Below are 18,145 nucleotides of genomic sequence, written 5' to 3'. Positions count from 1 at the left end.
CCCATGCTGGCGGCCTCGCTGCAGGGGCCGGCTTGCGGCAAGCGCTGTTTGTCGAACTCTCCCAAATCTTGAAGACCTTATGAACCTGCACGCCCCCCTGATCATCGACATTGCCGGCACGACGCTCACCGATGTGGACCGCGCGCGCCTGGCCCATCCCCTGGTGGGCGGCATCATTCTCTTCAAGCGCAACTGGGAGGACCGCGCCACGCTGGTGCAGCTGTGCGCCGACATCAAGGCCGTCAAGCCCGATCTGCTGATCTGCGTGGACCAAGAGGGCGGCCGCGTGCAGCGCTTCCGCACCGACGGCTTCACCCACCTGCCGCCCATGCGTGCCTTCGGCCGGATGTGGATGGAGGATGGCATGCACAGCGGCAAGGGCCGCAAGCCGCGGGAAGGCGGCGGTGCCATGGCCGCCATGAACGCAGCCACCGCGGCCGGCTATGTGCTGGGCAGCGAGCTGCGCGCCTGCGGCGTGGACTTCAGCTTCACGCCGGTGCTGGACCTCGACTACGGCGAGTCCTCGGTCATCGGCGACCGCAGCTTCCACCGCGACCCGCGCGTGGTGGCAGCCCTGGCCAGGAGCCTGATGCACGGCCTGCTGCAGGCGGGCATGGGCAACTGCGGCAAGCATTTCCCGGGCCATGGCTTCGTCAAGGCCGACTCGCATGTGGACATCCCCGTCGACACGCGCAGCCTCACGGCCATCCTGAGCGAAGACGCCGCGCCGTATCCCTGGCTGTCTTCCGTGCTCACGGCCGTGATGCCGGCCCATGTGATCTACCCCAAGGTGGACAAGCGCCCCGCGGGCTTCAGCGAGAAATGGCTCAAGGATGTGCTGCGCAGCCGCCTGCGCTACGACGGCGCCATCTTCAGCGACGACCTGAGCATGGAAGGCGCGCGCCGCATCGGCGGCAAGCTCATCAGCTATACCGAGGCGGCCCTGGCCGCGCTCAATGCCGGCTGCGACATGGTGCTGCTGTGCAACCAGAGCCTGGGCCTGGGCGAGCATGTGGACGAGCTGCTGGACGGCATGGATGCCGCCCTGCAGGGCGGCCGCTGGGTGCCCGACGAGGATTCCGAATCGCGCCGCCTGGCCCTGCTGCCCGAAACCGCGCCGCAGGCCTGGGACGACCTGATGCGCCAGCCGGCGTATCTGCAGGCGCTGGACCTGCTGCCCTAGCAAAGCCTGCGACTTAAGCCTCGCCTCAGTCGGCGGGCGTAAAGTGGTCGGCAAACACTTCAGAAGAAGAGGCCGCATGACCACCACAGCGCCAGCGACGGCTGCCCCCGGGCACAGCCGCATCCAAGTCCTCGGGCAGGCCCTGGCCCTGAGCCGGCCTTACTTCGTCTCCGACAAGAAAGCCAGGGCCTGGGGCCTGCTGGCCGCCATCGTGGCGCTGAACCTCGCGGCCGTGTTCATGCTGGTGCAGATCAACGAGTGGAACCGCGTGTTCTACGATGCGTTGCAGAACAAGCAGGCCAATGTGTTCTGGCAGCAGCTATGGCATTTCCTCTGGTTGGCACTGGCCTATATCGTCATCGCGGTCTACCGCTTCTATCTGACCCAGCTGCTGCAGCTGGACTGGCGGCGCTGGCTGACCCGGCACATGCTGGGGCGCTGGCTGGCGCACCAGGCCTTCTACCGGCTGGAGCTGGGTCGCTATGGGGAAGGCGCGGGCGTGCCTGACAACCCCGACCAGCGTATCCAGGAAGACCTCAACCTCTTCACCACCTACATGGTTTCGCTCTCCATGGGGCTGCTCAATGCCTGCGTCACCTTCGCCAGCTTTGTCGGCATCCTCTGGGGCCTGAGCGCGGCCATGGACGTGGGCCTGCCGCAGCTGCTGGGCGGGGGCGATCTGCACATTCCCGGCTTCATGGTCTGGATGGCCGTGCTGTACTGCTTGGCGGGCAGCGCCATCACCTTCTGGATCGGCAAGCCGCAGGTCTGGCTCAACAACCGCCAGCAGCAGCTGGAGGCCGATTTCCGCCACCACATGATCCGCGTGCGCGAGCATTCCGAAGCCATTGCGCTCGATGGCGGCGAGCGCGTGGAGGGCCAACAGCTGTCGCTGCGCTTTGCGGACGCGCTGGCCAACTACCTGCAGCTCATCCGCAAGCAGAAGAACCTGACCTGGTTCACCAACTTCTTCGGCCAGGCGGCCGTGGTGTTTCCCTTCATCATCGCGGCGCCGCGCTTTTTCAGCGGCGCCATCCAGCTGGGCCAGCTCATGCAGATCGCCTCGGCCTTCAACCAGGTGCAGGAATCGCTGAGCTGGGTCGTCAACAACTATGCCGACATCGCGGCATGGCGCGCCACCACCAACCGCCTGGGCGGCTTCGAGGCCTGCCTGCGCGCGCGGGAGTCCGCACCTGCAGGCGTCAGCATGCAGGCCGGGGCGCAGCTGCATGCCAGCGCGCTGGAAGTGGATCTGCCCAGCGGCGAGCGCATTCTGCAGCCCAGCGAGCTCGACGTGCAGCCCGGCGACAGGCTGCTGATCAGCGGCCCCTCGGGCAGCGGCAAATCGACCCTGCTGCGCGTGTTCGCGGGCATTTGGCCGTTTGCCAGGGGGCGCGTGCAGCGGCCCGCGGATGCCATGTTCATTCCGCAGCGCCCCTATTTTCCCGATGGCAGCCTGCGCGATGCGCTGGCCTATCCCGAGCCGGCCTCGCGCTATGCCGATGCGGCGTTGGAGCAGGCGCTGATCCAGGCGCAGCTGCCGCGGCTGGCCGGGCAGCTGGACCGGCAGGCGGCCTGGAATGCGCTGCTCTCGGGCGGCGAGCGCCAGCGCCTGGCGATTGCGCGCGTGTTGCTCAAGCGCCCGGCCTGGGTGTTTGCCGACGAGGCCAGCAGCGCACTGGACAGCGCGGCCGAGGCCGAGGTCTATGCGCGCCTGGTGCAGCTGGTGCGCGAGCGGGGCGGGGCCCTGGTCTCGGTGGCCCACCGCGACAGCGTGGCGCGCTTTCATGACAGGCGCTGGGTGCTCGATGCCGACAACGGAAAAATCCGCGCGGCCGGCATTTCCTCTGGGGTGCCTGCGCTCGGAGCGGCCCGCGGCATGGGATGATAGAGGCCGGCCCTGTTTTTGGAGAACTCCCGAATGCGCGTTGGTGTGCTGACCGGCGGCGGCGACTGCCCCGGTCTCAATGCGGTGATCCGTGCGGTCACCAAGTCCCTGATCAACCATGGCCAGTGCGAGGTGCTGGGCATTGCCGACGGCTTCGAAGGCCTGATGGACGCGCAGCCGCGCGTCAAGCCCCTGGACTGGGACGAAGTCTCGGGCATTCTGCACATCGGCGGCACCATCCTGGGCACCAGCAACAGCGCCAATCCGCTGCGCGACGAGGCCACGCTGGCCCAGGTGCAGCGCAATGTGCAGGCGCTGGGCCTGGATGTGGCCGTGGTCATCGGCGGCGACGGCACCATGAGCCTGGCCCACGGACTGCGGAACATCGGCCTGCACTGCGTGGGCGTGCCCAAGACCATAGACAACGACATCGCCAGCTGCGAGCGCAGCTTCGGCTTCGACACCGCGGTGGCCACGGTGACCGAGAGCCTGCGCCGCATCGAAAGCACGGCCATGAGCCACCACCGCGTGATGATCGTGGAGACCATGGGCCGCCACGCGGGCTGGCTGGCGCTGGAGTCCGGCATTGCCGGCGCGGCCGACATCATCTTGCTGCCCGAGATCGACTACGACCTGCAGACCGTCATCGAGGCCTGCCGCCAGCGCGAACAGCGCCAGCGCTACACCATCATCTGCATAGGCGAGGGCGCCAAGGAAAGCGGCGCCAGCCTCACGGTGCGCGAGCGCATAGAGCACAGCCCCGATCCCGTGCGCCTGGGCGGCGTGGGCCATGTGCTGCGCGCGCAGCTGCAGCCCCATCTCCAGAGCGAGGTGCGCACCACGGTGCTGGGCCATGTGCAGCGCGGCGGCGACCCGACGCCGTTCGACCGCGTGCTGGCCACGCGCTTCGGCCACCATGCGGCGCAGCTGGTGATGGAAGGGCGCTTCGGCCATATGGTGACGCTGCAGGACGGCAGGATCGGCAGCGTGGCGATTGCCGATGTGGCCAACACCCAGCGCACCGTGCCGCTTACCAGCGACCTCATCACCATGGCGCGCGACATCGGCATCTGCCTGGGCGATCGGCTGCCCGGCTGAAGGAGGAATGGACATGGACCGGCATGAAGAAGCCGTGATGCAGCTGCTCACGGCCAACGGCGAAACCTTTGTGGCGCCCAAGTACGAGGTGGCCGACGGCTGGCAATGCCCGGCCTTCGTGGCGCTGCGCCCCGCGCGGCGCGAGGTCTGCGTGGTGGAGGTGTCCGCCTCGGGCTATCCGCTGGCCCTGGTCAACCGCATCAACGAGCGCGTGGAGCGCTGGTACGGCCCCTTGCTGGCCCAGTTGCAGGCCCATGGCATCGTGTCGCCCGACTGGGGCGTGAGCTGTCTGGTCTTCGTGCGCTACGACCAGATCGCCTGGCTCAAGGAACGGATCAAGGACCTGTCCGGCGTGCATGTGCTGAGCCTGGAGCAGGCCAGCAGCCCCTGGAACTGGGACGATGCGGTGTGGACGCCGGACATCGACTTTGCGCGCGAGGAGATTCCGCAGCGCGGCGCCAAGGCGGGCGGCCTCACGCATTGAAGGTATTCGGGCTGTAGTGCAGTATGGGCAAGCACTGGCAGCTATGGATTCAAGAGTATTGGAAGGCAGCGGAATGAATGTTTTGGCCGAGGGGTTTGCACAACAGCTGCGCCGGTCCTGCAGCGAGGACTGGCAGGCCTGCGTGGACCATCGCTTCGTGCACGAGATCTTCGACGGCACGCTGGATGACGCCGTGCTGCGCCGCTACCTGGTGCAGGACTACCAGTTCATCGACCGCTTCGTGGCCCTGCTGGGAGCGGCCATTGCGAGCGCCGACGAATTCGCGCCGCGTGTGCGGCTGGCGCAGTTCGCGGCCATGATCACCAGCGACGAGAACACCTATTTCTTGCGCAGCTTCGATGCCCTGGGCGTGCCGCCGCCGCAGCGCCTGGCGCCCGCGCTCACGCAGCCGACACAGGCCTTGCGGCAGCTCATGCACGATGCTGCGCAAAGCCTGAGCTATGCCAACTGCATTGCCGTGCTGGCCGTGGCCGAAGGCCTGTACCTGGACTGGGCCGACCAGGACGGCAAAAAGCATGTGCCGCTGCCCGCGCGCTTCGAGCATGCCGAATGGATAGGACTGCATGCCAACGATTTTTTCCGCGGCTTCGTGGGCTGGCTGCGCCGCGAGCTGGACCGCGTGGGCCCGCAGCTCACGGATGTCCGGCGCGCCGAGGCCGCCGCGTATTTCCGCCAGGCCGTGGCGCTGGAGCGCCAGTTCTTCGACCACATCTATGACTGAAGACCACAAACCACACCGCAAGCCGTTTTGCACGCCGCTCGGCCGGCGCATTGCCGGCCCGATTCTGGGAGCCCTGTCCTTGCTGCTGCTGGCTTTCGCCAGCGCACCGGCCATGGCCGGGCAGTGGCAGATCTGCGAGCTGGGCGTGAAGGTGCGCGACAAGCAGACTTCCAGCAGGCAGCTGCAGACCCGCGTGGTCAGCACCCAGGCCCGGGGCGATGCGGAATGCCCGCAGCCCGGCGCAGCCCTGAGCTTCAGGCCCGAGACGCCCGATTACCAGGCCGAAGTGCCGCGACGCCAATGGCCGAAGCCGGGCCAGACCGTGAAGGTGCGCTACCGCTATCTGGACGGCGAATGCAAGGACCGCGGGCCCTGCCGCATCCAGCACTATTCGCTGCTGCCCGCGGCGGCAGACGCACGCTGAGCCATACATTTCTTTCATTCTTTGCCGGACCGCTCCATGACCACTCTAGGAACCCCTCTCTCCCCCCATGCCACCAAAGTCATGCTGCTGGGCAGCGGCGAACTGGGCAAGGAAGTGCTGATCGCGCTGCAGCGCCTCGGCGTCGAAACCATTGCCGTGGACCGCTACGAAAACGCGCCCGGCCACCAGGTGGCCCACCATGCGCGCACCATCACCATGAGCGATCCGGCCCAGCTCAAGGCGCTCATCGAAGAGGTCAAGCCGGATCTGGTCGTGCCCGAGATCGAGGCCATTGCCACGCCCATGCTGGAAGAGCTGGAGGCCGCGGGCGTGGTCACCGTGGTGCCCACGGCCCGCGCCACGCGCCTGACCATGGACCGCGAAGGCATCCGCCGCCTGGCCGCCGAGACCCTGGGCCTGCCGACCAGCCCCTACCGCTTCTGCGACTCGCTGGCCGAGCTGCAGGCCGCCATCGACGGCACGGACGGCCGGCCGGCCATCGGCTATCCCTGCGTGGTCAAGCCCGTGATGAGCAGCTCGGGCAAGGGCCAGAGCAAGATCGACAGCCCGGCCGATGTGGCCAAGGCCTGGGACTACGCCATGGCCGGCGGCCGCGTGGCCAAGGGCCGCGTCATCGTCGAAGGCTTCATAGCCTTCGACTACGAAATCACCCAGCTGACCGTGCGTGCCAGGGGCGCCGACGGCCAGGTCCGGACACATTTCTGCGACCCCATCGGCCATATCCAGCAGGCCGGCGACTATGTGGAAAGCTGGCAGCCTCAGCCCATGCAGGCGGCGGCGCTTGAAAAGTCCCGCCAGATCGCCAAGGCCGTGACCGACGACCTGGGCGGCCTGGGCCTGTTCGGCGTGGAGCTGTTCGTCAAGGGCGATCAGGTCTGGTTCAGCGAAGTTTCGCCGCGCCCGCACGACACGGGTCTGGTGACGTTGGCCACCCAGTGGCAGAGCGAGTTCGAGCTGCATGCGCGCGCCATCCTGGGCCTGCCCGTGGATGCCAGCCTGCGCAATCCCGGTGCCAGCGCCGTGATCTATGGCGGCCAGGATGCCACGGGCCTGGTGTTCGATGGCGTGGATGAAGCCCTGGCCATCCCCGGTACCGACCTGCGCCTGTTCGGCAAGCCCGAGAGCTTCGTCAAGCGCCGCATGGGCGTGGCGCTGGCCCGCGCGGCCGACGTGGAGACGGCCCGCGCCAACGCCAAGCTGGCCGCCGGCAAGGTGGCGCCACGCCTGCCCTGACGGCAGCGCCATCCATGCGAAAGGGCTCCCGGAAGGAGCCCTTTTTCTTTTTGCGTTCGTGCGCAGTCAGGCACCGGCTTGGTCCGCACTCCGGGCTGCGGGCGTTGCCAGGGCAATGGCGCTGGCTTCCTCGCCGCTGCTGGCAGGCGCGGCTTCCGTCGCCATGGGCATGCCGCCTTTCCAGCGCCGCAGCACGCGCTGGAAGATCAGCGAATTGGGAATCTGCACCACATTGGGCACGCCCTCGGGGGCGCTGTCGTCCTGCAGCGTGGTGTAGAGCATGTTGAGGTCGATCACCTTGCCCTTGGCGCCGGGCTTGTCGGCCGAATCGAGCAGCTCGATGTGGTCGCCGAGCCGGAACGGTCCGACGGTCACGATCAGCACGGCGCAGAACAGGTTGGAGAGCACGCTCCAGGCGGCAAAGAAGGCGACGGCACCCACGGTGGCGAAGCCTGTGAAGGCGGTCCACAGCACCGTGGCCGACATGCCCAGGCGTTCCAGCACCAGCAGCACGGCGGCGGCAATGATGATCCAGCGCAGTACGCCGCGCATCGGCAGCAGCAGCTCATGCGGCAGCGCATAGTGCTGGCCGACGCGGGAGACGATGCGCTTGCAAAGGCGGTTGAGCAGCCAGGCGGCAACGATGATGAGAAAAATCTGGATGCCCGGGACCAGGACTTCCAGCCATTCCTGCATCCATTCCGGCAGGTGCATTTGAAGACGGCGCATAAACCAACAATGGGGAGAAACAAGAACGCCGGCCGCAGCAGCGGCCGGTCGGAGCCTTGATCCTAGCGCCTAATCGCCGCTGCCGGCGTCGGCGGGCGCGCAGTGCGCCGGGCGGGCAGGAAGAGCCCTAGAGCTGCCTTTGCTCGATGGTGTCCATCTGCATCTCGAAGCTGAAGAAGCGGTTGCGTCCCTGGGACTTGGCTGCGTACAGGGCTTCGTCGGCGCGCATCAGCATGGTTTCCGCGCTGGTGTGCTCGTCGGGAATGCAGGTGGTGATGCCGCCAGAGAGCGTCAGCTGCAGCTCGCCGGGCGCATTGGGCGGCCGCACCTTGAGGCTCTTGAGCATCTGGCCCAGCGCGCGGGCAAACGTCATCGCGCCGGAGCGCGGCGTGTTGGGCAGGATCAGTGCGAATTCCTCGCCGCCGTAGCGGGCCGCCACGTCGCGCGGGCGCACGCAGACCTCGCGCAGCAGCCGTCCCACGTGCTTGAGGCATTCGTCGCCCTGCACATGGCCGTAGGTATCGTTGAACTGCTTGAAATGGTCCAGGTCGCAGAGCATCAGCGTCAGCGGCTTGCCCTCGCGGCGGGCTGCGGCGATCTCCGCATGCAGCATGCGGTCCATGCCGCGGCGGTTGACCAGGTTGGTGAGCGAGTCCAGCTCCACCATCTCGTTGAGCTTCTGGTTGGCCAGATGCAGTTCGGCCGACAGGGTCACGAGGCGGCGGCGCATGTCCAGCAGGCGCCGCATGGCGCGCAGCTTGGCCACCAGAACGATGGGCTTGACGGGCTTGACCAGATAGTCGTCGCCGCCGGCCTCGATGCCGCGCCAGACATCCAGGTCATTGTCCAGTCCCGACAGGAAGATGATGGGCGTCCACTCGCCGCGCTCGGTCTCGCGCAGCTGGCGCGCCACCCAGTAGCCATCCTCGCCGGGTAGACGGATGTCCAGCAGCACCAGGTCCGGGCGGCGGCTGCGAAACAGCGCCAGGGCTGCACGGCCGTTCTCTGCTTCCAGCACCTCGCTCACACCCGCCTGGTGCAGCTCCCTGACCAGGGCCGTGCGCATGGAGGGCTGATCTTCCACCACGAGAACGGAAAACGGCGCGCTGGCATCCTGCGGCGTGAAACGCGCAGCGTCCGATTCAATGGCTGAGCGTTCGGAACTCGGGGGCGGAATGACGGACATGTGCGTACGGGTCTGCTGATCCGGCGGGATCACATGGAACAGGGCGGCGGGCCGGAATGAATACCGGGAGTGTAGTTTTTTGTTACTTTAACCGCCTTTCATTTACATCAATGTAAAGCAATGTCTGCTTGCGGCGACACGGCGACTCAGGCCAGCGGCAGCGCGGTGCGGGCGTTGCAGGCCTGGTCATGCCATTGCACAAAGGCCTGGGCCTGCGGACAGCTGGCGCCCGGCCCCAGTTGCTCGATGAAATGGCAGGCCGCGAACTGGGCGGCCTTGCGGTCGTAATCGCGGCACCACGCGGTGCGCGACGGCAGATGCCTGGGCTGCAGCGGCCATTGCCGGTCCTGCGACGAAAGACCGCTCAGGCCCATGCGCCAGGGTTTGCCGGTGACGCGCGCGCGAAAGCACTGTTGCTTGTCGCACAGCATGGCGTAGAGCGGATCCACCGCCAGCGCATTGAACAGGATCTGGACTTCGGGAGATCCGGGGCCGAAGGTGGCGTGCGTGACGATGACGCGCAGGCCCTTGGGCGTCTGGTACAGGCGCAGGCTCCAGTCCGGATGCTGGCTGGCCAGCGTGTGCACGCGCTCCAGTGCCGCCTGCAGCGGCGGTACGGCACGGGCCCGGGCCGTACGCGCATGCTGCCATTGGCGCAGCTTGGACAGCCAATACAGGCCTATCAGCGCCGTCGCGACGATGCCGGCCAGCATCAGGGCATTGACGGCCTGAGGCTGGGTGGCCAGCCAGCCCAGCGCGGCCGCCAGCAGCAGGCTGGACAGCAGCGGAAAGCGCGGCGACCGCCGGGGCTCGGGAAAATCCATGTCGGCAATGGCCACCTGCTCGGTATTGAGGCAGTGGGCACCGTAGCTGTTGCGCGTGAGCACCGTGTCGCCGCGGCGCTCCAGCACTTCCTCGCGGATGGGCGTGGCGCCGTCCAGACCGTATTCGCCGCGCCATTCCATGCGCTCGAATCCTGCATCCAGGTTGCTTGCCGCGGGAGCGGCCAGCAGGGCGTTCAGCGCTTCCTGGGCCCGCTGCCGGGCATGGGCTTCGGCCTCCTGCGGGCTGCTGTCGGACCAACCCCAACGCTGGACGGTCGCGCCGTGGCGTTGGCCGGTTTCATGGCGCAGCCGCGCTTGCGCCCAGTATCGAGGGATATGCATGGGGGGCCAGTATAGCCACGGGCCGTGACCGGCCGGTTGCAGGCTCCCTATATGAAAATAGCTGCCAGCCCTTTCTGTAAAAGGGCTGGCAGCTATTGATCTGGAGGCAATAAGGCTTATTGTTCGCGGCGCAGTGCCGGGAACAGGATGATGTCGCGGATGCTGGCGCTGTCGGTCAGCAGCATCATGAAGCGGTCGATGCCGATGCCGCAGCCGCCGGTGGGAGGCATGCCGTATTCCAGGGCGCGCACGAAGTCGTGGTCGAAGTACATGGCCTCGTCGTCACCACCGTCCTTGGCGGCGACCTGGGCGTTGAAGCGCGCGGCCTGGTCTTCGGCGTCGTTGAGCTCGGAGAAGCCGTTGCCGAACTCGCGGCCGGTGATGTACAGCTCGAAGCGCTCGGTCACCTCGGGACGCTCATCGTTGGCGCGGGCCAGCGGCGAGATCTCCGTGGGGTGCTCCATGATGAAGGTGGGGTTCCAGAGCTTTTCCTCGACCACTTCTTCGAAGTACAGCACCTGCAGGCTGGCCAGCGTTCGGGTGGACAGCTTGTCCTTGTCTTCCTTCATGCCCAGCTTCTTCAAGGCATTGATCAGCCAGTCGCGGTTGCCCACGTTCTCGCCGGCGTCGGTGTACTTGACGATGGCTTCCACGATGGTCAGGCGCTCGAAGGGCTGGGCCAGGTCCACGCTCTTGCCGCCATAGGCCAGCGAAAGCGTTCCCACAGCCTTCATGGCCGCGTCGCGGATCAGCGCCTCGGTGTAGTCCATCAGGTCGCGGTAGTTCCAGTAGGCCGCGTAGAACTCCATCATCGTGAACTCGGGGTTGTGGCGCACCGAGATGCCTTCGTTGCGGAAGTTGCGGTTGATCTCGAACACGCGCTCGAAGCCGCCCACGATCAGGCGCTTGAGGTAGAGCTCGGGCGCGATGCGCAGGTACATGTCCTGGTCCAGCGCATTGTGGTGGGTGATGAAGGGCTTGGCGTTGGCGCCGCCCGGAATGGGGTGCAGCATGGGCGTCTCGACCTCGAGGAAGCCGTGCTCGACCATGAATTCGCGGATGCCGGCCACGGCCTTGCTGCGGGCCACGAAGCGCTTGCGGGCCTCTTCGTCCATCATCAGGTCCACATAGCGCTGGCGCACCTTCTGTTCGAGGTCGGCCATGCCGTGGAACTTGTCGGGCATGGGTCGCAGGCTCTTGGTCAGCAGGCGGATGCGCGTGGCCTTGATGGACAGCTCGCCGGTCTTGGTCTTCATCAGCGTGCCTTCGGCGGCGATGATGTCGCCCAGGTCCCACTTCTTGAAGTCGGCGTACACGTCCTCGCCCACGGCATCGCGCGTCACATAGATCTGGATGCGGCCTGTGGCGTCCTGGATGGTGGCGAAGCTGGCCTTGCCCATCACGCGCTTGAGCATCATGCGGCCGGCCACGCTGACGGCGATGGCCTCGGCTTCCAGGGCCTCGGCTTCCTTGCCGGAATGCGCGGCGATCAGCGCGTCGGCGCGGTGCTCGGGCTTGAAGTCGTTGGGGAAGGCCGCATTGCCGCTGGCCTTGGCCTGCTCGCGCAGGGTTTTGAGTTTTTCGCGGCGCTCGGCGATGAGTTTGTTTTCGTCCTGAGGGGCGGTGTTTTCAGCCGCTAAAGAGGTGTTTTGTTCAGTCATGAAAATGAGCGCCAGCGCCAGGCGCCGGAAATAAAGGCAGGAAGCCCGGAAAATGGGGCCGCACGGCTTGCGGCCCGAACCGGCGATTTTAGTTTTTTTTGCCAGGGGAGCACCTCAAGCCCCAAATGGCCCCCTTGAAAGGCGCTGGTGCTAGGTGGCGGGGGCTTGGCCGATGCCATTGCGCTCCAGCAGGTCGGCGATCAGCTCCAGGCGCAGCAGCGGACTGTCCAGCGTCATCAGTTGCTGCTTGACGGCCAGCGGCAGCGGCAGCAGCTCGGCCCAGCGGTTGGCGACCCATCCGCAATCGGCCATCTGGGCGGGTGTAGGCAGTTGCGCATGGTCGGGGTCCTGGGCGCGCGCATGCAGCTGCAGCAGTACCTGGGCCAGTGCATGGGCCACGCTGCGCAGGTGCTGGGGCACCGCGATCTCGGCATCGTCCGGCAGCATCTGCACATCGGCCACCCAGAGCCCGTGGGGCAGCTGCCGGCTGCCGAGAATGCGAAAGCGCTGCTGGCCCCGGCATTGCAGATGCATCAGCCCCAGCTGCACGGTCTCCAGCCGCGTCAGCCGGGCCAGCGTGCCTTCGGCATACAGCTGCTCGGGCCGGGCGCCGGCCTTGCGCACCTCGTGGCCGGCCTGCAGCGCCACCACGCCGAATGGCGCGTCCGCGGCCTGGCATTTGCGCACCATGTCGAGATAGCGCACCTCGAAGACCCTCAGGCTCAGAAGCCCTTGCGGGAACAGGACGGTGCCCAGCGGAAACAGGGGCAGGGAGTGCAGTGTGGCGGCTTCGGTCATGGTGCCCGGCTATCATCCCATGATCTGTGGGGCATGGCCGCGGCAATGTCTGCGGTGCCGGCCCGGTTTCATGTCTGCCAACTTGCCGATAGATTCAACTACATGCTTTTTCAAATCGTTTGGTTTCTGCTGGATGTCGCGGTCAGCCTGGTCGGGGGCGCCTGCCTGCTGCGCCTGTACATGCAAAGGCAGCGCGTTCCGTTCGGCAATCCCATAGGCCAGCTGGTGTTTGCGCTGTCCGACTGGATCGTGCTGCCGCTGCGCAAGCTGATGCCCACCAGGGGCAGCTGGGACGTGCCCAGCCTGGTGGCGGCTTCTGCTTTGCTGCTGCTGCAGATGGTGATCGGCTGGCTGCTGGGTGCTGCCGCGTCGGTGCTGGCCGTGCCCTGGCTGGCGTTGTGCGGCCTGGTCAAGCTCGCGCTGATGGGCATGATGGGCATCCTGCTGGCCTATGCCATCCTGTCCTGGGTGCAGCCGTACTCGCCAATCTACAACGTGCTGCAGCGCCTGGCCGACCCTCTGCTCGTGCCCATCCGCAAGATCATGCCGCTGATCGGCAATGTGGATCTCTCCGCCCTGGTCGGGATGATCGTGCTGCAGGTGGGGCTCATCGTGCTGGCCCATGTGCAGGCCTGGGGGCTGGGTGCCATCGCCATGGGAGCCATGGGGATGTGAGCGCCGGCTGATCGGCATTGCCCGGTAAAAAGCCCGTGCAGATCTCGGTCTGCACGGGCTTTTTGCTGGCAGGCGCAGAATGCGCCCGGGTGCTTGTGCTTATTGCACGGCGTCGGCCGGCAGGCGCTGCAGCATGGCCAGCGAGCTGGAAATGCGGTCGCGCAGTTCCCGGCGGTCCACGATCATGTCCACGGCGCCCTTGTCCTGCAGGAACTCGGCGCGCTGGAAGCCTTCGGGCAGTTTCACGCGCACCGTGGTCTCGATCACGCGCGGGCCGGCAAAGCCGATCAGCGCATTGGGCTCGGCCATGACGATGTCGCCCATGAAGGCGAAGCCGGCCGAGACGCCGCCCATGGTCGGATCGGTCAGCACGGAGATGTAGGGCAGGCCCTTCTTGGCCAGGCGCGTGAGCGCGGCATTGGTCTTGGCCATCTGCATCAGCGACAGCAGGCCTTCCTGCATGCGCGCGCCGCCGGTGGCGGTGAAGCAGATGAAGGGTACCTTCTGCTCGATGGCGGTTTCCACGCCGCGCACGAAGCGCTCGCCGACCACGGAACCCATGGAGCCGCCCATGAAGTCGAATTCGAAGCAGGCAACGACCACGTTGACGCTCTTGACGGCGCCGCCCATGACGATCAGCGCATCGGTCTCGCCGGTGTTCTCCAGTGCTTCCTTCAGGCGCTCGGGGTACTTGCGGCTGTCCTTGAACTTGAGCGCGTCGACCGGAATGACTTCCTGGCCGATTTCATAGCGGCCTTCGGCGTCGAGGAAATGGTTCAGGCGCGCGCGGGCGCCGATGCGGTGGTGGTGACCGCAGCTGGGGCAGACGTTCTGGTTCTTCTCCAGATCGGTCTTGTAGAGAACGGTTTCGCAGCTGGGGCATTTGATCCACAGGCCTTCGGGAATCTGCTGGTGGCGCTCCGTCGGATTGGTCTGCTGGATCTTGGCAGGCAGAAGTTTTTCGAGCCAGGACATGGTGTTTCCTTTTCAGTTTCCACTGCACTGCGCGCCACCCGCAACCCATGAGGGCGGCGCGGCGCAGGCACTGGCGCAATCCCGTCAGGGACAGCGAGCAAGGGCCGCCCCGCTGCGAAGCGGTCGTCCCCCTTCAGGGGGGAAGCGGCAAAGCCGCTCAGGGGGTGGCTGATTTCAGGGCTGCATTATGCGTCGAGAGCCTTTCGCACACCACGCAGAAAGTCTATTGTCAGCGGAACAATCTTCTCGTGGGGCTGGCCGTCGAGCATTTCGATGATGCGGCTGCCGATGACCACTGCATCGGCCACGCGGCTGATGGCGTGGGCGGTCTGGGCGTCGCGGATGCCGAAGCCCACGCCCACGGGAATGCTCACATGCGCGCGGATGCGCGGCAGCATGGCTTCCACGGCCGAGGTATCCAGGGCGCCCGAACCCGTCACGCCCTTGAGCGAGACGTAGTACACATAGCCGCTGGCCACGCGGGCCACCTGTTGCATGCGCTCGTCCGTGCTGGTCGGGGCCAGCAGGAAGATCAGGTCCATGTCGCGCGCGCGCAGCTTGGCGGCGAATTCCTCGCATTCCTCGGGCGGGTAGTCCACGATGAGCACGCCGTCCACGCCGGCCGCGGCCGCGTCGTTGACGAAGGCATCCTCGCCATGCATCTGGTCGTAGCGTTCCACGGGGTTGGCGTAGCCCATGAGCACCACGGGCGTGGCCTCGTCCTTCTTGCGGAATTCGGCCACATAGGCCAGCACCTGCCTGAGGCCCACGCCGTTGGCAATGGCCTTGTCACCCGCGCGCTGGATGGTGGGGCCGTCGGCCATGGGGTCGGAGAAGGGCACGCCCAGCTCGATCACGTCGGCACCGGCCTCCACCATGCCGTGCATGAGCGAGGGCGTGATGGCGGCAAACGGAAAGCCGGCGGTCACATAGGGAATCAGGGCCTTGCGGCCTTCTTCCTGGAGCTTGCTGAAAGTGGTGGCAATACGGCTCATAGCTTGTTGTTTCCTCCCGCAGCGCCGTGGGCCGCCTTGGCGGCATCGTGGCCCGGCGCACCCTTGACGGTGTGGCCGCGCATGGAAGGGCGGTCATAGTATTCGGCGCCCGACAGGTCGGCCACGGTGCCGATGTCCTTGTCGCCGCGGCCCGAGAGGTTCACGAGGATGGACTGGTCGGGTCGCATGGTCTTGGCCAGCTTCATGGCATAGGCCACGGCGTGGCTGGACTCCAGCGCGGGAATGATGCCTTCGGCGCGGCACAGGTAGTGGAAGGCGTCCAGCGCCTCGGCGTCGGTGATGCCCACGTACTGGGCGCGTTTGATTTCCTGCAGCCAGGCGTGCTCGGGGCCCACGCCGGGGTAGTCCAGGCCGGCGCTGATGCTGTGCGTCTCGGTGATCTGGCCGTTCTCGTCCTGCAGGATGAAGGTGCGGTTGCCGTGCAGCACGCCCGAGGAGCCGCGCTGCAGGCTGGCCGAGTGCTTGCCGCTGTCCAGGCCCTCGCCCGCGGCTTCCACGCCGATCAGGCGGGTGTTCTCATAGGGAATGTAGGGGTAGAAGATGCCCATGGCATTGCTGCCGCCGCCCACGCAGGCGATCACCGCGTCGGGCTGCCGGCCTGCACCCAGGAATTCGGGCATCTGCGCAAGGCATTCGTCGCCGATCACCTTCTGGAAGTCGCGCACCATCATGGGATAGGGGTGCGGGCCGGCCACGGTGCCGATGATGTAGAAGGTGTTGTCCACGTTGGCGACCCAGTCGCGCATGGCTTCGTTGAGCGCGTCCTTGAGCGTGCGGCTGCCCGACTCCACGGGCACCACGGTGGCGCCCAGCAGGCGCATGCGGTAGACGTTGGGGCTCTGGCGCTTCACGTCCTCGGCGCCCATGTAGACGATGCACTCCAGGCCGTAGCGCGCACAGATGGTGGCCGTGGCCACGCCGTGCTGGCCGGCGCCGGTCTCGGCGATGATGCGCGGCTTGCCCATGCGCTTGGCCAGCATGGCCTGGCCGATCACATTGTTGATCTTGTGGGCGCCCGTATGGTTCAGGTCCTCGCGCTTGAGGTAGATCTGGGCGCCGCCCATCTCGCGCGACATGCGTGCCGCGTGGTAGACGGGCGAGGGGCGGCCCACGTAATGGGCCAGCTCGGACTGGAATTCGGCGATGAATTCGGGGTCGTTCTGGTACCTGGCGTAGGCGTCGCGCAGCTCGGTGAGCGCGTGGGTCAGGGTCTCGCTGGCAAAGCTGCCGCCGTAGCGGCCGAAATGGCCCTGGACGTCGGGGTATTGGTATTCAAACATGCGTGGTCTGCAAATAGGAGGCATCGGCTGCGCGTACGGCAGCAACGAAGCGGTGGATCTTGTGGGCGTCCTTGATGCCCTTGAGCGGCTTGTCGTCGGGGCCGTCGGCCTCGACTCCCGAGCTCACATCAACGGCCAGCGACAGCCCGCGAGGGCGCACTTGCAAGATGCCATCGGTCACGTTTGCAGGCGTGAGTCCACCAGACAAAACGAGGTGAGAGGCGACGCTTGTTGGCAGGAGTGACCAATTGAATGCTTTTCCGCCACCGCCATAGCCGTCGACATGGGCGTCGAGCAGTATGGCCTGGGCTTTCGAATAACGTTGCGCATATTCTACGAGGTCGAACTGCGCGGCACCGTCTCCAAGGGGTATGCGTGCCGCCCGCAGATAGGGCCGGGTGCCCAGCGTGGCCGCTGCGCAGTCCTCGGGGGATTCGTCGCCATGGAATTGCACGCAAGCGCCCGGTATGCGGGCGCAAGCTGCTATCACGCTGGAAGCGCTTTCGTTGACGAACAGCAGCACCGGCGTGACAAAGGGCGGCAGGCGCCGGGCCAGCTCGGCCGCGCGCTCCACGCTGACGGCGCGCGGGCTCCTGGCATAGAGCACGAAGCCGATGGCGTCGGCGCCTGCGGCCACGGCTGCATCCACGTCCTCCTCGCGCGTCAGGCCGCAGATCTTGATACGGGTTCGTTGTGGGTGGTTCATGGCAGCCAGTCGAATGCGGCCGTGCGCGTGGGCAGGCCCCATTTCTCATCGTACATGGGGCCGAGAAAGTACAGGCCGTCCGGGGCGAAGGTGGGCGCTGCCGCATCGCGCGAGCGCACCGCCAGCACCTGCTGCATCCATTCGGGCGGGTGCAGCCCCTGGCCGATGGCGATCAGGCAGCCCATGATGTTGCGCACCATGTGGTGCAGAAAGGCGCTGCCGTCGAATTCGAAGCGCCAGTAGCAGCATTCCATGGGCTCGGTGTCGCCCGGGCGCATGGAGCTGGCGGCGGCCTGCCGGGAGCCGCCATCGGCCATGCGGCGGCTGACGCGGATGTCGTACAGCGTCTTGACCGGCGTCTTGGCCTGGCAGCCCGAGGCGCGAAAGGACGAGAAATCGTGCTCGCCGATCAGGTGGCGGGCCGCCTCCTGCATGGCCTGACCGTCCAGCGCATGGAACACCCAGCCCACCCGGCCGGCTTCCACGCTGGGGCGCACGGGCGACTGCAGCAGCACATAGGCGTAGCGGCGGCCCGTGGCGCAGGCGCGCGAGTGGAACTCGTCCGGTACCGGCTGGGCCCACTGCACGGCAATGTCGGACGGCAGAAAGGTGTTGGTGCCACGCACCCAGGAAAACGGTGCACGCTGCAGTGCGGTGTCGAAGTGCACGACCTGCATGAGGCCGTGCACGCCGGCATCGGTGCGGCCGGCACAGATCGTGGACACTTCTTGAGCAGCAAAGCGGCCCAGGGCCGCTTCGAGGTGATCTTGTACGGTGTTGCCCGAAGGCTGGCTCTGCCAGCCGTTGTAGGCCTGTCCGTTGTAGCTGACGCCGAGGGCTATGCGCATGGCAAAGCCTCTGGCGTGGAGTTCAAACGCAT

At 66.6% G+C, this 18,145-nt stretch carries 18 protein-coding genes; 8 read left to right on the top strand and 10 right to left on the bottom strand.

The window, feature by feature from the left end; all coding sequences use genetic code 11:
- Positions 1–79 precede the first annotated feature (79 nt).
- From nagZ to purT, 7 genes are all read left to right on the top strand, one after another.
- On the top strand, positions 80–1,183 hold the full coding sequence (nagZ, locus tag Cte04_RS04370) for a beta-N-acetylhexosaminidase (protein WP_066472642.1): 1,104 nt from the start codon (positions 80–82) through the stop codon (positions 1,181–1,183).
- A 76-nt stretch (positions 1,184–1,259) separates the two neighbouring features.
- Complete coding sequence (locus tag Cte04_RS04365) at positions 1,260–3,071, top strand: ABC transporter ATP-binding protein/permease (protein ID WP_066472630.1); 1,812 nt, start codon at positions 1,260–1,262, stop codon at positions 3,069–3,071.
- Between the two features lie 33 nt (positions 3,072–3,104).
- Positions 3,105–4,169 (top strand): 6-phosphofructokinase, encoded by a 1,065-nt coding sequence (locus Cte04_RS04360; protein ID WP_066472627.1) that lies wholly within the window; start codon positions 3,105–3,107, stop codon positions 4,167–4,169.
- A gap of 13 nt (positions 4,170–4,182) precedes the next feature.
- Positions 4,183–4,653, top strand: a complete 471-nt coding sequence (locus Cte04_RS04355; protein WP_066473946.1) for a hypothetical protein — start codon at positions 4,183–4,185, stop codon at positions 4,651–4,653.
- A 73-nt stretch (positions 4,654–4,726) separates the two neighbouring features.
- Positions 4,727–5,395 (top strand): TenA family protein, encoded by a 669-nt coding sequence (locus Cte04_RS04350; protein ID WP_066472622.1) that lies wholly within the window; start codon positions 4,727–4,729, stop codon positions 5,393–5,395.
- Complete coding sequence (locus Cte04_RS04345; RefSeq protein WP_245633288.1) at positions 5,388–5,819, top strand: hypothetical protein; 432 nt, start codon at positions 5,388–5,390, stop codon at positions 5,817–5,819. The genes Cte04_RS04350 and Cte04_RS04345 overlap by 8 nt, the downstream gene beginning before the upstream one ends.
- 36 nt (positions 5,820–5,855) lie before the next feature.
- The gene (gene purT, locus Cte04_RS04340; RefSeq protein ID WP_066472620.1) at positions 5,856–7,073 is read left to right on the top strand and encodes a formate-dependent phosphoribosylglycinamide formyltransferase; all 1,218 of its coding nucleotides are present in this window, start codon (positions 5,856–5,858) and stop codon (positions 7,071–7,073) included.
- Positions 7,074–7,139: 66 nt separating this feature from the next.
- Here purT and Cte04_RS04335 read toward each other — a convergent pair whose 3' ends face one another.
- From Cte04_RS04335 to Cte04_RS04315, 5 genes are all read right to left on the bottom strand, one after another.
- On the bottom strand, positions 7,140–7,802 hold the full coding sequence (locus Cte04_RS04335) for a mechanosensitive ion channel family protein (protein WP_174522893.1): 663 nt from the start codon (positions 7,800–7,802) through the stop codon (positions 7,140–7,142).
- Positions 7,803–7,929: 127 nt separating this feature from the next.
- The gene (locus Cte04_RS04330) at positions 7,930–8,988 is read right to left on the bottom strand and encodes a GGDEF domain-containing response regulator (RefSeq protein ID WP_066473935.1); all 1,059 of its coding nucleotides are present in this window, start codon (positions 8,986–8,988) and stop codon (positions 7,930–7,932) included.
- Between the two features lie 146 nt (positions 8,989–9,134).
- Complete coding sequence (locus tag Cte04_RS04325) at positions 9,135–10,154, bottom strand: hypothetical protein (protein WP_066472614.1); 1,020 nt, start codon at positions 10,152–10,154, stop codon at positions 9,135–9,137.
- Positions 10,155–10,270: 116 nt separating this feature from the next.
- Positions 10,271–11,815, bottom strand: a complete 1,545-nt coding sequence (gene lysS / locus Cte04_RS04320) for a lysine--tRNA ligase (RefSeq protein WP_066472612.1) — start codon at positions 11,813–11,815, stop codon at positions 10,271–10,273.
- Positions 11,816–11,965: 150 nt separating this feature from the next.
- Complete coding sequence (locus Cte04_RS04315; protein WP_066472608.1) at positions 11,966–12,613, bottom strand: LON peptidase substrate-binding domain-containing protein; 648 nt, start codon at positions 12,611–12,613, stop codon at positions 11,966–11,968.
- A 102-nt stretch (positions 12,614–12,715) separates the two neighbouring features.
- On the opposite strand from Cte04_RS04315, the gene Cte04_RS04310 reads away from it, so the two are divergent.
- On the top strand, positions 12,716–13,288 hold the full coding sequence (locus Cte04_RS04310; protein ID WP_066472605.1) for a YggT family protein: 573 nt from the start codon (positions 12,716–12,718) through the stop codon (positions 13,286–13,288).
- Positions 13,289–13,387: 99 nt separating this feature from the next.
- On the opposite strand, the gene accD is transcribed toward Cte04_RS04310, so the two are convergent.
- The 5 genes from accD to truA form a co-directional block, all read right to left on the bottom strand.
- The gene (gene accD / locus Cte04_RS04305) at positions 13,388–14,263 is read right to left on the bottom strand and encodes an acetyl-CoA carboxylase, carboxyltransferase subunit beta (RefSeq protein ID WP_066472595.1); all 876 of its coding nucleotides are present in this window, start codon (positions 14,261–14,263) and stop codon (positions 13,388–13,390) included.
- A gap of 185 nt (positions 14,264–14,448) precedes the next feature.
- The gene (trpA, locus tag Cte04_RS04300; protein WP_066472591.1) at positions 14,449–15,258 is read right to left on the bottom strand and encodes a tryptophan synthase subunit alpha; all 810 of its coding nucleotides are present in this window, start codon (positions 15,256–15,258) and stop codon (positions 14,449–14,451) included.
- Positions 15,255–16,559: a tryptophan synthase subunit beta gene (gene trpB / locus Cte04_RS04295; protein WP_066472587.1), complete on the bottom strand. Its 1,305-nt coding sequence runs from the start codon at positions 16,557–16,559 to the stop codon at positions 15,255–15,257. Before trpB ends, trpA begins: the two co-directional genes overlap by 4 nt.
- Positions 16,552–17,265 carry a phosphoribosylanthranilate isomerase gene (locus Cte04_RS04290; protein WP_066472579.1) on the bottom strand — a complete coding sequence of 238 codons (714 nt, stop codon included), beginning with the start codon at positions 17,263–17,265 and terminating at the stop codon, positions 16,552–16,554. The genes trpB and Cte04_RS04290 overlap by 8 nt, the downstream gene beginning before the upstream one ends.
- Positions 17,262–18,113 (bottom strand): tRNA pseudouridine(38-40) synthase TruA, encoded by an 852-nt coding sequence (gene truA / locus Cte04_RS04285; protein WP_066472576.1) that lies wholly within the window; start codon positions 18,111–18,113, stop codon positions 17,262–17,264. The genes Cte04_RS04290 and truA overlap by 4 nt, the downstream gene beginning before the upstream one ends.
- Between the last annotated feature and the right edge of the window lie 32 nt (positions 18,114–18,145).

Source organism: Comamonas terrae (assembly GCF_001544075.1).
In the GTDB taxonomy this organism is placed as follows: Bacteria; Pseudomonadota; Gammaproteobacteria; order Burkholderiales; family Burkholderiaceae_C; genus Comamonas; species Comamonas terrae.
Note: the sequence above shows the minus strand (reverse complement) of the source record. Positions and strands in the feature narration are given on the sequence as shown.

Coding starts and splice junctions, on each gene's coding strand:
- trpA (WP_066472591.1), bottom strand. CDS start 15,258: ATGAGCCGTATTGCCACCACTTTCAGCAAGCTCCAGGAAGAAGGCCGC.
- lysS (WP_066472612.1), bottom strand. CDS start 11,815: ATGACTGAACAAAACACCTCTTTAGCGGCTGAAAACACCGCCCCTCAG.
- Cte04_RS04310 (WP_066472605.1), top strand. CDS start 12,716: ATGCTTTTTCAAATCGTTTGGTTTCTGCTGGATGTCGCGGTCAGCCTG.
- accD (WP_066472595.1), bottom strand. CDS start 14,263: ATGTCCTGGCTCGAAAAACTTCTGCCTGCCAAGATCCAGCAGACCAAT.
- Cte04_RS04330 (WP_066473935.1), bottom strand. CDS start 8,988: ATGTCCGTCATTCCGCCCCCGAGTTCCGAACGCTCAGCCATTGAATCG.
- truA (WP_066472576.1), bottom strand. CDS start 18,113: ATGCGCATAGCCCTCGGCGTCAGCTACAACGGACAGGCCTACAACGGC.
- Cte04_RS04315 (WP_066472608.1), bottom strand. CDS start 12,613: ATGACCGAAGCCGCCACACTGCACTCCCTGCCCCTGTTTCCGCTGGGC.
- Cte04_RS04355 (WP_066473946.1), top strand. CDS start 4,183: ATGGACCGGCATGAAGAAGCCGTGATGCAGCTGCTCACGGCCAACGGC.
- Cte04_RS04345 (WP_245633288.1), top strand. CDS start 5,388: ATGACTGAAGACCACAAACCACACCGCAAGCCGTTTTGCACGCCGCTC.
- Cte04_RS04350 (WP_066472622.1), top strand. CDS start 4,727: ATGAATGTTTTGGCCGAGGGGTTTGCACAACAGCTGCGCCGGTCCTGC.
- trpB (WP_066472587.1), bottom strand. CDS start 16,559: ATGTTTGAATACCAATACCCCGACGTCCAGGGCCATTTCGGCCGCTAC.
- nagZ (WP_066472642.1), top strand. CDS start 80: ATGAACCTGCACGCCCCCCTGATCATCGACATTGCCGGCACGACGCTC.
- purT (WP_066472620.1), top strand. CDS start 5,856: ATGACCACTCTAGGAACCCCTCTCTCCCCCCATGCCACCAAAGTCATG.
- Cte04_RS04325 (WP_066472614.1), bottom strand. CDS start 10,154: ATGCATATCCCTCGATACTGGGCGCAAGCGCGGCTGCGCCATGAAACC.
- Cte04_RS04360 (WP_066472627.1), top strand. CDS start 3,105: ATGCGCGTTGGTGTGCTGACCGGCGGCGGCGACTGCCCCGGTCTCAAT.
- Cte04_RS04365 (WP_066472630.1), top strand. CDS start 1,260: ATGACCACCACAGCGCCAGCGACGGCTGCCCCCGGGCACAGCCGCATC.
- Cte04_RS04335 (WP_174522893.1), bottom strand. CDS start 7,802: ATGCGCCGTCTTCAAATGCACCTGCCGGAATGGATGCAGGAATGGCTG.
- Cte04_RS04290 (WP_066472579.1), bottom strand. CDS start 17,265: ATGAACCACCCACAACGAACCCGTATCAAGATCTGCGGCCTGACGCGC.